The following is a 12,123-nucleotide window of genomic DNA, read 5'->3' as shown; positions in this document are numbered from 1 at the left end:
GCGGATCGTCTACAGCCGATAAGGCATCAACACGCCATTGTCAGTGCCGAAATCTTTGGGGTTGCGGGAGATGAGCATCCGGAATCCCACCTGCGCTGTGGCCCAGATAATGGCGTCTGGCAGTTTCACATGCTGTGAGTGGCGCAGTTCTACGGCGCGTTCAGCGACTTCATCGGTAATAGGCAGCAGCAGAAATTGCCCTAAAAACTGACGTGTTTTCAGCTCCAGTGCCGGACCCTGTTTTTTAGCACCTACCATCACTTCCATCCAGGTGATGGCGCTGATGGCCGGATTGATGTGATACTCGACCAGAACGTCCCTGGCTTGAGGAATGCCGTTGAGATAATCGATCAGGATATTGGTGTCGAATAACGCCCGTTGAGCCACCATTATTCCCACTCCTCGCGCTGACGATTTTCGTACTCCACGCCATCTCCCATCGCCCCGGACCAGAGCCCGAAAGCGTTGCTGGGATCTTCCACGTGGTTCTCCGTCAGATAGCGGGAGACTGCTTGACGAATGATCTCGGCCCGCGGAACGTGGCGGATATTTTTCAGATTATCGAGCTGCCGCAGGTCTTCTTCAGGTAAATCGATCACGATGCGAGTCATCGTTGGCCCTCCAAAAAAAGATATACGATATATGCATCGTATATCTTTGTCGGTCAATTTTCAATCAGTCGGCGTTAGCCTTTCTGATGTGCGCGCTCGATCTCTTCCGCCAGAATAGCCACGCCGCGCTCGATTTTCTCCGGATCGGGCACGTAGTTCATGCGCATGCACTGGTGGGTATGCGGCCATTCATGCTCCAACCCCGGGAAGAAGTAGTGGCCCGGCACCATCAGCACGCCGCGCTTTTTCAGGCGCTGATACAGCACTTCGGTGGTGATCGGCAGATCCTTGAACCACAGCCAGAGGAAGATAGCCCCTTCCGGTTTGTGGATCAGGCAGCGCTCCGGCGACAGGTAGCGGCGAATAATCTCGATGGTGTGCTCGACGCGCTGTTTGTAGAACGGGCGAATGACCTCGTTCGACAGGCGCAGCAGATCGCCGCGCGCGATCATTTCCGTCGCCATCGCCGGCCCCATGCTGCCTGGCGACAGGCTGATGATGCCGTTCATGTTGGTTAGCGCGGTGATCACCTTCTCGTCGGCGATCACGATGCCGCAGCGCGAGCCCGGCAGGCCGAGCTTGGACAGGCTCATGCACAGGATGGTGTTCGGGTTCCACAGCGGCGTGGCGTCGCTGAAGATGATGCCGGGGAACGGCACGCCGTAGGCGTTGTCGATCACCAGCGGAATATCACGCTGCTGCGCCAGCAGGTCGAGCTTCATCAGCTCTTCGTCGGTGATCACGTTGCCGGTCGGGTTGGTCGGCCGTGAAACGCAGATCATGCCGATGTCATCGCCGATGGTGAGATGTTCGAAATCGACGTGATACTTGAACTGGCCGTCCGGCAGCAGCTCGATGTTCGGTTTGGCGGAGACGAACAGCCCTTCGTCCAGCCCGGCGTCGGCATAGCCGATATATTCCGGCGCCAATGGGAACAGCACGCGGCGGCGCGAACCGTCGGCGTAGCGGCCGGCGAACATGTTGAACAAGTAGAAAAACGCGCTTTGGCTGCCGTTAGTCAGTGCAATATTCTGTGGCGAAATCTCCCAGCCGAGCTCGTCGCGCAGCAGATTGGCCAGCGCTTTCAGCAGCGCGTCCTTGCCTTGCGGGCCGTCGTAGTTGCACAGCGCCTCGGTCAGTTTGCCCTGGTCGAGCATCTCCTGGCACAGCTGTGTGAAGTAGGCTTCCATCTCTGGGATCTGCGCCGGATTGCCGCCGCCGAGCATGATGGCACCGGGGGTGCGCAGGCCTTCGTTCAGGTCGTCCATCAAACGGGTAATGCCCGCATAACGGGTAAATTTTTCGCCGAAAAGTGAGAAAGTCATAGGTGCAGCAGTACTGTTTCTTAGCAGGTAATCACCCACCATACCGCCAGACAAATCCCGCTGCAATGCGGCCGACAAATCGGCCAATGGGCACAAACTTCGCTCATTGGCCGATTAGCAGCATATTACGCTGGATTATTGTGACCGTTCGCCGGCCCACACCACCATCACCTTATCGTCGCCGAGCCGGCGGCTGAAGGCATAATAGGCGGCGTGCGCCTGCGGGGTTTGCACGCCGCCGCCGATCGCCGGGTGGCGAGCGCGGAACTGCCCCAACCGTTGCCAGTGGGCCAGCAGCGGGGCTTTTTCCCCCTGTAGCTCACGCCAGTTCATGTCGGAGCGGGTACCCTGCAGCGGATCGGAACCGGTTGGGCCGAGCGGGCGGCCGCTTTCATCGCCGTAGTAAATCTGCACCGCGCCCGGCGCCAGCAACAGCAGGTTCGCCGCCCGCTGTTGGCGAGGCAGCGAGCCTTTGGCGTCGCTGGCGAAGAACAGCCGGGTGTCGTGTGAAGAGAGATAGCTCAGCACGTTGAAATCCTGCAGCCGCTCGGCCATCTGCCGGTAGGTGGCATCGATGTCAGCAAAGCAGCCCAGCGCCTGCGACGCCTGGTCCTGGAAATCGAAGTTGATCATCGCGTCGAAGCCGTTTTGGTAATAGTCGCTTTTCATCACCCCGTGGCCCCAGGCCTCGCCAGTCATCCAAAACGGCGCATCATCCAACGCCTGCTGCGGATGCTCCGCTTTCCATGCCGCCAATGCCGCCGTGGCGCGCTGTTTCAACAGCGCCAGCGTCGGTTTTTCCACGTGCTTGGCGGTATCGACGCGAAAACCGTCGATGCCGTAATCGCGCACCCACTGGCTGAGCCAGACGGTCAGGTAATCGCGGGTGGTGGCGCCGGGCATGTCGCGCGCGGCGGTGTCGGGTTTGTGGCGATAGAACAGCGGCAGGCCGCTGGCGCCGGGCGCTTCGGTTTTGATATCCGGCAGGAAGGCCAGTGACATCGTCAGATCGTCATAGCCCGGTGCGTCATAGTCGCCGATGTCGGTGCGGATCCAATTTTTCCCCCACCATGGGCGCCAGCCCGCCTTGTCGCTGAAGTTGATGTAGTCGTTGAAGCTGTGCCAGTTTTGCCCTGGCCCGGGGCGCCAGTCGCTCCAGTTTTTCCCCAGGGTTTTCTCCACCTCTGCGCCTTGCAGATACAGCGAGCCGAAGTGGAACGTCTGCATATCCGCCAGCGTGGCGTAGCCGACGTGGTTCACCACCACGTCGAACAGAATGCGAATGCCGCGGCGATGCGCCTGCTCGACCAGCGTGCGCAGCTCCTGTTCGGTGCCCATGTTGGCGTCGAGGCGAGTCCAGTCCAGCGCGTAATAGCCGTGATAGGCGTAATGCGGGAAATCGCCTTGGGTGCCGCCGCCGACCCAGCCGTGGATCTGCTCCAGCGGCGAGCTGATCCACAAGGCGTTGACGCCGAGCTGCTGCAGATAATCCAGCTTCTGCGTCAGGCCGGCCAGATCGCCGCCGTGAAAGGTGCCTATTTCCTGCAGGCCGTCGCTGCGGCGCCCGTAGCTGTGGTCATTGGCCGGATTGCCGTTCTCAAAGCGATCGGTCAGCACGAAGTAGACCGTGGCGTTATGCCAGCTGAACGCCGCCGGTTTCGCCGTGGCGGCGGATTCCAGCAGCAACAGGCCGCCGCTGGCGGGGGCGGGCTGCAGCGTGATTTTTCCCTGGCTCACCTGTGCCGTTTGGCCGGAATAGAAATCGCGCAGCGTTTCGCCTTCGGTGAAGGTGGAGGTGACGTCGACCGTGACCGGCTTACCGTCCCAGCGCGGGCAGCTGCGGACGGCAACGGCGGCGCTTTCCGGCACGCTGCTCAGGCTGAGCTGCAGCGTCGGCGTGCCGCTGCGCGTATCGACGCGCACCTGATAGTCGCCGGCGCGGAACTGCCGCCAGCTGACCGGCGGGTTGGCGCCGCACGGGTGCAGCGACAGCGTCTGGTTAAGTTTTATCGCCTCCGCCGGTTGCCAGCAGTGGTTATCCTGATACAGGCGCAGCGGCAGCTGGCCTTTGGGCAGCGTGGCCTGGCTGGTGAACAGCCCGGCGGCCGTTTCGTCGAGGGCCGGGAAACCCGGCAGTGTCCAGCTGGCCAGCGCCGAAGGCGACAGCAGCATCAATAAGGGCAGGGGTAACAGTTTCATGGCTCTCCTTACGCGCGGCAGGAAGCGTTTTTCTCGCAGGGTAGCGCCCAGTGTGGCAAACGACGGAAAAATGGCCTCCTCCCTGCGAGGGTTTTTCGAGGAGGAGAGGAAGGGCGGAGCGTTTTCGGATTGATTCGGCTTGGCTTTGTGCGCGCGCTGCGGCAGATTAAACGGTGAACATCAAAGGAGGTTAGCGATGACGGACAAAAACTGGCGAGAAGAGATCGTTCAGGCAATTCAGGATGCCGAATTGCAGCACTTCGCCGAAGAACATCAGCTGCAGGCGCTGTTCGCGCCGCAGCAGGAAGAGCAGCACGGCCGGTTATCCTCAGACCACCGGCCGCGCTGAGTTATTTCCGCAACAGCTGCGGGTTGACGCAGTTTTCTTTCACCGTGCCGGTCAACGCGGCGATCAAATTATCCACCGCGCAGGCGGCCATGCCGTAGCGCGTTTCATGGGTGGCGGAGCCGATGTGCGGCAACGCCACCACGTTCGGCATGCTGAGCAGCGGCGAGTTGGCCGGCAGCGGTTCTTTCTCGAACACATCCAACCCCGCGGCGTGGATCACGCCGTTTTGCAGCGCTTCGATCAGCGCCTGCTCATCCACCACCGGTCCGCGGCCAGCGTTGATCAGAATGCCGCTTTTCTTCATCTTCGCCAACTGATCGCGGCCGATCAGATGGAAGGTTTGTTCGGTCAGCGGCAACGTGATGCAAACGAAATCCGACTCGGCCAGCAGGGTATCCAAATCGCAGCGACGGGCGTTGAAGCGTTGCTCCGCCTCTTCGTGCGTGCGGCGGGCGTTGTAGAGCACCGGCATGCCGAAGCCGAAGTGCGCGCGCTGCGCCAGCGCCAGGCCGATGCGGCCCATGCCGAGGATACCGATGGTTTTGTGGTGCACGTCGACGCCGAACCAGTCTGGCCCGATGCTGCCGCGCCATTCGCCGGCCTTGACCCGTTCCGCCACTTCCACCACCCGGCGCGCCGTCGCCAGCACCAGGCTCATGATGGTGTCGGCGACGGTTTCGGTCAGCACCGTCGGGGTGTGCATCAACAGCACGTTATGGGCGTTGAGCGCCTCGACGTCGAAGTTGTCGTAGCCGACGGAAACGGTCGAGGCCGCGCGCAGTTTGGGCGCCTGCTGCAGGAAGGCTTCGTCAATTTTACCGCCGGAACCGATGATCCCTTCGGCCTGCTGCAACGCCTGGCGCAGTTCCTCGCGGTTCTCCGGCTGCAGGCCGTTGAAGGCGTGCACGGTGAAGTGCTGTTCCAAGCGTTCACGCAGGTCGGCGGGCAGGCTTTTGTACAATACGATAGAAGGCTTCATCACGAACTCCAGCTGGGCCAAAGGGGGCATGGTGCCCCCCCGGTTGGGTTAACAGATAAAAAGTATAACCGGATCAAGCCAATTGCGGCTGGATCTCGTTGCGGGCGGGCTTGACGATCAGCGTCAGCACCACCGCCACCACCAGTGCGATGGCCATGAACATATAGGAAGCCGCCGGGCTGCCGGTGGCGCCATTCAGATAGCCGACGAACCACGAACCGAAGAACGAACCCAGCGCGCCCATGCTGTTGATCAGCGCCATGGCGCCCCCGGCAACGTTTTTCGGCAGCATTTCCGGAATGATGGCGAAGAACGGCCCGTAGGGGGCGTACATCGCGGCGCCGGCGACCACCAGCAGGCCGTAGGAGATCCAGAAATGGTTGGCGCCGACGGCGTAAGAACCGAAGAACGCCAGCGCGCCGATCAGCAGCAGCGGCCAGACAAACAGCTTGCGGTTTTGCATTTTGTCCGACGCCCAGGAGACCACGATCATGGCGATGGTTGCCGCCAGGTAAGGCACCGCCGACAGCCAGCCGGCCTCCACCATGCCCATCTGCATGCCGCTGCGCAGGATGGAAGGCAGCCACAGCACGAAGCCGTACACGCCGATGCTCCAGGCGAAGTACTGCACGCACAGCAGGATCACGTTGCGTGAGCGGAAGGCTTCGCCGTAGTTGCGCACGGCCTTGATGCCTTTTTGCTCTTCGTCCAGCTGCTGCTGCAGCGCCTGTTTCTCATCGGCGCTCAGCCAGCCGGCCTGCGCCGGTTTGTCTTTCGCCAGCACCCACCAGCAGAATGCCCAGATAACCGCCGGAATGCCCTCGATGATGAACATTTCACGCCAGCCGAAGGCGTGGATCAGGTAACCGGACACCACCGACATCCACAGCACCGTCACCGGGTTGCCGAGGATCAGGAAGGTATTGGCGCGTGACCGCTCCGATTTGGTGAACCAGTTACTGATGTAGATCAGCATCGCCGGCATCACCGCCGCTTCCACCACACCCAGGATAAAGCGGATGGCGGCCAGCATCGGAATATTGCTGACCACGCCGGTCAACGAGGCGCAGCCGCCCCACAGGATCAGGCACCAGAAGATCAGTTTTTTGACGCTGCGACGTTCGGCGTAGATAGCGCCGGGAATTTGGAAGAAGAAATAACCGAGGAAAAACAGCGCGCCCAGCAGCGAGGCCATGCCTTTGGTGATGCCGAGATCTTCATTGATGCCGGCGGCAGAGGCGAAGCTGAAGTTGGCGCGATCGAGATAGGCCAGGCTGTAGGTGATAAACACGATGGGCATGATGTACCACCAGCGTTTGGCCGCGACAGTCGCTTTGTTCATGTTCAGTATCCTTCAGTGGTGTTGCATCCCCTTCGCCCGGCACGCTGGGCGTGAAAGACGAAGGGGCAGATGCTCTCCCGACGCGTCCCGGTTGTAGGGCCAGAGGCTGACGTCATGCGGAGAAGTCGTTTTTTTTATTGTTATTCGGCCAGCGCCGCACGGGTCGGCAGGCCTTCGCTGTCGCCGATGGCCTGGATCGCCAGCGAGCCGATTTTATTGCCGCGCTGCACCGCCTGTATCAGCGTTTTACCTTCCAACAGGGCACTGAGGGTGCCAACGGCAAAGCCATCACCGGCACCGACGGTATCCACCACGTTGTCGACCCTGACCGCCGCCACCGCCGCCTTGTCGCCGGCGGCGGTTTTAAACCAGGCACCGTCCGGGCCGGTTTTGATGATCACCGCCTGCACGCCGCGCTCCAGATAGAAATCGGCGATGCCTTCCGGCGTCGACTGGCCGGTGAGGATCTGCCCCTCTTTCAGCCCCGGTAGCACCCAGTCGGCGGCGAACGCCAGCTGGTTCAGCTGTTCGATCATCACCTCGCGGCTGGGCCACAGCACCGGGCGCAGATTGGGGTCGAACGAAATGGTTTTACCCATGGCACGCATCTCGCGCGCCGCATGGTGGCACAGCGCCAGCGACTCGCTGGACAGCGCTGCCGCCACGCCGCTCAGGTGCAGGTGGCGCGCGGAACCGAAATACTCGCGGTTGAAATCGGCAATCGACAGGTGGCTGGCCGCCGAGCCCTTGCGGAAATACTCCACACTGGGATCGGTACCATCGGTGGTTTTGGATTTCACCTGAAAACCGGTGGGGTAGTGGCCGTCGACCGTCACCTGCCGGTAATTGATGCCTTCTTTTTTCAACTGCTGCAGGGTGAAGCGCCCGAACGAATCGTTGCCGACGCGGCTGACCCAGCCGACGTTCATACCCAGACGCGCCAGGCCGATCGCCACGTTCAGTTCGGCGCCGGCGATGCGTTTGGTGAAGGTTTCCACCTCCGCCAGATCGCCGGTTTGTGCCGCCACGAACATCGCCATGGCTTCACCCAGCGTGACCACATCCAGGGGCGCCTGCTGCGCCGTCGTTGCCGTTAACGTTGTCATCATGGGGTTACTCCGCACGCAAGATATTGACGTAATGGCGGGTGACGGCTTCCAGGTCATCGCCCTGCAACGGGAATTCGATACCGCGCGGCGCATCGTGCGGCAGGCGGGCCAACAGGTCGCGCCAGCTGCCGTCGGTCTCGTCCAGCGCGATGGCGCGCCAGCCGCGCGGGCCTTGGGTGGCGGCTTTGACGTGCACGTAACCGACGTGGCGGGCCAGGCGTTCGGCGGCGGCGAAGGCGTCTTGCCCCACCCACAGCCAGTTGGCCATATCGAAGGTCATGCTGACCGGCAGGTGGCTATCTTCCGCGGCGTGGAAAAAGGCGTTCAGCATCGACAAAATGCCGCAGTCCGGCGTTTGGTCGTTCTCGACCACCAGCTTGACCGGGTGTTGTTCCAGAGCCACTTTCAACTCGGTAAAATCAAAGCCGGGGCGGAAATGGCCGAGGGAGAGCTTCAGCTGGCGCGCGTTCAGCGCCTGCGCTTCCGCCAGCAGCGCCGACAGGTTGGGGTTCAGCGTATGTTGCGGTGTGAACAGCGCCTCAGGGGCGGAATAGACGGCGAACAGCTGCTGGCGATCGATCTCTTGCGCCAGCGCCGGCAGGCTGTCCAGTTCACCGGCGGTGAACAGTTCGCGGCGGATCTCCACTCCGTCGGCGCCCGCGCCGGCGATGATGGGCAACAGCGCGCGCTGGCCGCCGTGTTGTTTGACGGTATCGGTGCCGTAGGCGCCGGTGACCACGATGATTTCTGTTTTCATTTTGACTCCTGAGGCGGCATTGTCGCCGCCGCTGCTGTTACCGGTACGTTAAATGGAACCGGTTCCAGCGAAAAGCGACAGAGTGTAAAAATATGATCGCAATCACGAAGCTGAGCAAAAAACAGCCGATGCAGATAGAGGCGGGGCGGTCAACGGCCCCGGAGAAGGTGGATTAGCGGGTGGTGGAGCCGCGGACGATCAGCTCGCCGGAGAACATCTGCTCGCCGCTGGGGGTGGCCAGGCCCTGAATGCGCTGCACCAGCCGCTCCAGCGCCGCGTGTCCCATTTGGTAGGTAGGTTGTTTCAGCGTGGTGATGCCGACGCCCGCCAGCTCCGCCCACTCCAGCTCGTCAAAGCCCAGCAGGCCGATGTCGTTGCCCCACTGGATGCCGAGCCGACGCATGGCGCGCGCTACCTGCAGCGTCAGGGCGCCGTTGGCGGAGATCACCGCTTTGCGCATGCCGCGATGGCGGCCGCTGAAATCGCTCAGCACCTGCTCCAGCTTCTGCCGATCGTTGAGCGGCGTTTCGGCCTGCTCCGCCAACAGCGCGGGGTGCTGCGCCATGGTATGTCTGAAAGCGTGCAGGCGTTCGAGACGGGTATTAACCGTACCGAGCGGCTCGCTGAGGAACAGGATCGCTTCGAAACCTTGTTGCAGCAGGTGTTCGGTGGCGACGGTGGCGGCTTCGCGGTTGTTCAGGCCCACCACGTCGCAGGCGAAGTCGGGGATTTTTCGATCGATCAGCACCATGGGCAGCATCGACTGTTGCAGCGTGGATAATGCTTCCTCGCGCATGCCGACCGCGTTGACCACGATGCCTTCTACCCGGTAACTGCTGAGCAGCTGCAGGTAGTGCTGTTCCTGATTGACTTCGTTGTTGGTGTTACACACCAGCAGGGTAAAACCGTGTTGACGGCAGGCGGCCTCGATGCCGCGCATCACGTCCACCGAATAGGGGTTGGTGATATCGGCGAGGATCAGGCCGATCAGGCGGGTCTGGCCGCCCTTCAGGCTGCGCGCCATCTGGCTTGGCCGGTAGTCGAGCTGCTGGATAGCCTGTTCGATGCGCTGTTTGAGATCGTCGGAAAGCAGGTGCTGTTCACCATTCAGATAGCGCGACACGCTGGTCTTGCCGGTTTTGGCGATGCTGGCCACATCGCTGATGGTAGCGCGTCCTGAGGTGCGCGTTGCCTTGCCTGTGCTCACAGCCGATCCCTCCTGCGGTTAATTGCCAAGGAGACTACCATACCCGATGTGCGAGCGGGAATATTGAAGGATAAGGAGAAAGTCGGGAGGAAGCGGCGGGGCACCGGTGGCGCCCCGCACGGGATTACTGCAGCGGGCTGAGGGTGATCTCGACGCGGCGGTTTTGCGCCTTGCCTTCCGCGGTGCTGTTGGAGGCGATCGGGTTGTCCGGGCCGGCACCGGTGGTGCGGATACGGTTCGCCGCCACGCCCTGGGTGATCAGCGCGCTGGCTACGCCGTCGGCGCGCTGCTGCGACAGGTTCATGTTGAGCGAGCGGGAGCCGGTGCTGTCGGTGTAGCCGACCACGTTGACCGCGGTTTTCGGATACTCTTTCAGCACCATGGCGACGCCGGTCAGGGTGTTGGCGCCCGCCGGTTTGAGCGTGGCGCTGCTGCTGTCGAAGGTCACATTATTCGGCATGTTCAGCACGATGTTGTCGCCCTGGCGGGTGACGCTGACGCCGGTACCTTTCATCTTGTCGCGCAGTTTGGCTTCCTGCACGTCCATGTAATAGCCTGCGCCGCCGCCGAGGGCTGCACCGGCCGCTGCGCCGATCAGCGCGCCCTTGCCGCGATCTTTCTTGGAAGAGGACAGCACGCCGACGCCGGCGCCCAGTGCGGCACCGAGGCCCGCGCCGATGCCGGATTTACCGACTTCGGATTCGCCGGTGTAAGGGTTGGTGGTACAGGCCGACAGCGTGAGCGCGACGCTCACTGCGCCGGCAATAATTGCAATGCGTTTTTTCATGTTCTTGTCCTTAATGGCATCAATTCTGTACGCGCCGGCCCAACACGGGGGCGCAAAAAGTAGGCGACGCAGGTGGGGCCCGCATCACCGCGCTACTATGACGCGTTGGCTCGCCGGCAGTTCCGGAGAAAAACGTGACAAATGATGAGCGCGGGTAAGTGCTGGGGGAGTTATGCGATAAAACGCCGGGCGGCGCCATGCAGCGGATTCCTAATTGCGCGCCGCCAGGGCGCGAATGCGCCTTTTTTAACCGTAACCGGTTGAATTCTCGATTGCCGGCCAGTTCATGATCAGCGTATAGGCTTGGGTTTCGTCGTTAAACAGACGTTGCGTCACCTGAAAACTGTGCTTGTGGTAGAACGCGCAGGCTCGCAGGTTCTGCTGATACACCTCCAGGCTGAGCCCCCGGTAGCGCTGCTGCACGTGCGTCATCAGCGCCTGGGCGACGCCGCGGCCGTGATACGCCCGATCGACGAACAGCGCGCCGATGAACTGCTCGTCCAGCACGCTGATAAAGCCGACGATCTCGTCGTTATGCCAGCAGGCCCAGCTTTGCGCGCGCGGCAGGTAGTTTTCCCGCACCAGTGCGGCGCTCTCATGCCAGTATTTTTCCGCCACGAACGGATGGGCGGCGATGGTGCTGGGCAGCCACAGCGCCATCAGCCGTTCGATATCCTCCGGGCCACAGGGGCGGATCACCGTGGCTTTGGGTAGCACATGCACCCCGTGAGATGATCGTTCACCAGCCCGCTGGCCTGCATGAAGGCGTAACAGATCGTGGAGCCGATAAACTTGAAGCCGCGCTTTTTCAACGCTTTGGACATGGCGTCGGACTGCTCGGTTTTAGCCGGCACCTGGCTCAGCGCCTGCCAGCGGTTGAGCTGCGGCCGGCCGCCGACGAAGTCCCAGATGAAGGTAACGAAATTCTCGCCGGACGCCTCCATCGCCAGATAGGCTTTGGCGTTGGTGATGATGGCTTCTATCTTGCCGCGGTGGCGGATGATGCCGCTGTCCTGCAGCAGGTTTTCCACGTCCTGCTCGGTCATGGCGGCGACCCGCTGCGGATCGAAACCATGGAAAGCACGCCGGTAATTCTCGCGCTTTTTCAGGACGGTGATCCAGGAAAGGCCGGCCTGCTGCCCCTCCAGACACAGCATTTCAAACAGCTCGCGCGCGTCGGTGGTGGGCGCGCCCCATTCCTTGTCGTGATACTCGAGATACAACGGATCGGCCGTCACCCAACCGCAACGTTCGTCTGCCATCCTGACTGTCCTTATGCTGTGTTTATGAACAGTAATCATCGCTCGAAGCGCCGAACTTGGCAAGCCTCTGATTGTTTTGTCATCAGCCCGCTTGACGTGGTGAAAAAGCCGACAATAGTTACTACATGGCCGGTGGAAAACCGGCCAACGATAAAAACGACATTGCCTTCATTTGCAGGCTCTCAGGAGTCGATTC

At 61.5% G+C, this 12,123-nt stretch carries 13 protein-coding genes; 1 reads left to right on the top strand and 12 read right to left on the bottom strand.

Features of this window, described 5'->3' with window-relative positions; genetic code table 11:
- Positions 1 to 9: 9 nt before the first annotated feature.
- From RE418_RS06085 to RE418_RS06070, 4 genes are all read right to left on the bottom strand, one after another.
- Positions 10 to 390: a type II toxin-antitoxin system VapC family toxin gene (locus tag RE418_RS06085; RefSeq protein WP_025304766.1), complete on the bottom strand. Its 381-nt coding sequence runs from the start codon at positions 388 to 390 to the stop codon at positions 10 to 12.
- Positions 390 to 611, bottom strand: a complete 222-nt coding sequence (locus RE418_RS06080; protein WP_025304767.1) for a ribbon-helix-helix domain-containing protein — start codon at positions 609 to 611, stop codon at positions 390 to 392. The genes RE418_RS06085 and RE418_RS06080 overlap by 1 nt, the downstream gene beginning before the upstream one ends.
- Before the next feature lie 74 nt (positions 612 to 685).
- Entirely contained in the window at positions 686 to 1,936 is a 1,251-nt protein-coding gene (locus RE418_RS06075) for a valine--pyruvate transaminase (RefSeq protein ID WP_399675956.1), read from the bottom strand.
- A 135-nt stretch (positions 1,937 to 2,071) separates the two neighbouring features.
- A complete protein-coding gene (locus tag RE418_RS06070; RefSeq protein WP_089181470.1) occupies positions 2,072 to 4,135 on the bottom strand; it encodes an alpha-amylase in 2,064 nt (687 codons plus the stop codon).
- 196 nt (positions 4,136 to 4,331) lie between these two features.
- Here RE418_RS06070 and RE418_RS06065 point away from each other — a divergent pair, with 196 nt between their 5' ends.
- On the top strand, positions 4,332 to 4,484 hold the full coding sequence (locus RE418_RS06065; RefSeq protein WP_162837931.1) for a hypothetical protein: 153 nt from the start codon (positions 4,332 to 4,334) through the stop codon (positions 4,482 to 4,484).
- 1 nt (position 4,485) lies between these two features.
- On the opposite strand, the gene ghrB is transcribed toward RE418_RS06065, so the two are convergent.
- The 8 genes from ghrB to RE418_RS06025 form a co-directional block, all read right to left on the bottom strand.
- Complete coding sequence (gene ghrB, locus RE418_RS06060; RefSeq protein ID WP_089181471.1) at positions 4,486 to 5,463, bottom strand: glyoxylate/hydroxypyruvate reductase GhrB; 978 nt, start codon at positions 5,461 to 5,463, stop codon at positions 4,486 to 4,488.
- Between the two features lie 73 nt (positions 5,464 to 5,536).
- Positions 5,537 to 6,805 (bottom strand): MFS transporter, encoded by a 1,269-nt coding sequence (locus RE418_RS06055; protein ID WP_033639091.1) that lies wholly within the window; start codon positions 6,803 to 6,805, stop codon positions 5,537 to 5,539.
- Positions 6,806 to 6,945: 140 nt separating this feature from the next.
- Entirely contained in the window at positions 6,946 to 7,911 is a 966-nt protein-coding gene (locus tag RE418_RS06050) for a sugar kinase (RefSeq protein WP_043140921.1), read from the bottom strand.
- Positions 7,912 to 7,918: 7 nt separating this feature from the next.
- On the bottom strand, positions 7,919 to 8,671 hold the full coding sequence (locus tag RE418_RS06045) for a sugar phosphate isomerase/epimerase (RefSeq protein WP_025304773.1): 753 nt from the start codon (positions 8,669 to 8,671) through the stop codon (positions 7,919 to 7,921).
- A gap of 172 nt (positions 8,672 to 8,843) precedes the next feature.
- Entirely contained in the window at positions 8,844 to 9,878 is a 1,035-nt protein-coding gene (locus RE418_RS06040; protein WP_025304774.1) for a LacI family DNA-binding transcriptional regulator, read from the bottom strand.
- 124 nt (positions 9,879 to 10,002) lie between these two features.
- Positions 10,003 to 10,665 carry an OmpA family lipoprotein gene (locus tag RE418_RS06035; protein ID WP_016929583.1) on the bottom strand — a complete coding sequence of 221 codons (663 nt, stop codon included), beginning with the start codon at positions 10,663 to 10,665 and terminating at the stop codon, positions 10,003 to 10,005.
- Between the two features lie 246 nt (positions 10,666 to 10,911).
- Positions 10,912 to 11,364: an N-acetyltransferase gene (locus RE418_RS06030; protein ID WP_089181472.1), complete on the bottom strand. Its 453-nt coding sequence runs from the start codon at positions 11,362 to 11,364 to the stop codon at positions 10,912 to 10,914.
- On the bottom strand, positions 11,361 to 11,927 hold the full coding sequence (locus RE418_RS06025) for a DNA-3-methyladenine glycosylase I (RefSeq protein ID WP_025304776.1): 567 nt from the start codon (positions 11,925 to 11,927) through the stop codon (positions 11,361 to 11,363). The genes RE418_RS06030 and RE418_RS06025 overlap by 4 nt, the downstream gene beginning before the upstream one ends.
- Positions 11,928 to 12,123 lie beyond the last annotated feature (196 nt).

Source organism: Serratia sp. szju (genome assembly GCF_044594185.1).
Taxonomy (GTDB): Bacteria; Pseudomonadota; Gammaproteobacteria; order Enterobacterales; family Enterobacteriaceae; genus Serratia; species Serratia bockelmannii.
Note: the sequence above shows the minus strand (reverse complement) of the source record. Positions and strands in the feature narration are given on the sequence as shown.

What these genes read in the sequence shown, in the direction of transcription:
- RE418_RS06085 (WP_025304766.1), bottom strand. Translation starts at nt 390, where the DNA reads ATGGTGGCTCAACGGGCGTTATTCGACACCAATATCCTGATCGATTAT.
- ghrB (WP_089181471.1), bottom strand. Translation starts at nt 5,463, where the DNA reads ATGAAGCCTTCTATCGTATTGTACAAAAGCCTGCCCGCCGACCTGCGT.
- RE418_RS06080 (WP_025304767.1), bottom strand. Translation starts at nt 611, where the DNA reads ATGACTCGCATCGTGATCGATTTACCTGAAGAAGACCTGCGGCAGCTC.
- RE418_RS06035 (WP_016929583.1), bottom strand. Translation starts at nt 10,665, where the DNA reads ATGAAAAAACGCATTGCAATTATTGCCGGCGCAGTGAGCGTCGCGCTC.
- RE418_RS06075 (WP_399675956.1), bottom strand. Translation starts at nt 1,936, where the DNA reads ATGACTTTCTCACTTTTCGGCGAAAAATTTACCCGTTATGCGGGCATT.
- RE418_RS06055 (WP_033639091.1), bottom strand. Translation starts at nt 6,805, where the DNA reads ATGAACAAAGCGACTGTCGCGGCCAAACGCTGGTGGTACATCATGCCC.
- RE418_RS06065 (WP_162837931.1), top strand. Translation starts at nt 4,332, where the DNA reads ATGACGGACAAAAACTGGCGAGAAGAGATCGTTCAGGCAATTCAGGAT.
- RE418_RS06070 (WP_089181470.1), bottom strand. Translation starts at nt 4,135, where the DNA reads ATGAAACTGTTACCCCTGCCCTTATTGATGCTGCTGTCGCCTTCGGCG.
- RE418_RS06045 (WP_025304773.1), bottom strand. Translation starts at nt 8,671, where the DNA reads ATGAAAACAGAAATCATCGTGGTCACCGGCGCCTACGGCACCGATACC.
- RE418_RS06025 (WP_025304776.1), bottom strand. Translation starts at nt 11,927, where the DNA reads ATGGCAGACGAACGTTGCGGTTGGGTGACGGCCGATCCGTTGTATCTC.
- RE418_RS06050 (WP_043140921.1), bottom strand. Translation starts at nt 7,911, where the DNA reads ATGACAACGTTAACGGCAACGACGGCGCAGCAGGCGCCCCTGGATGTG.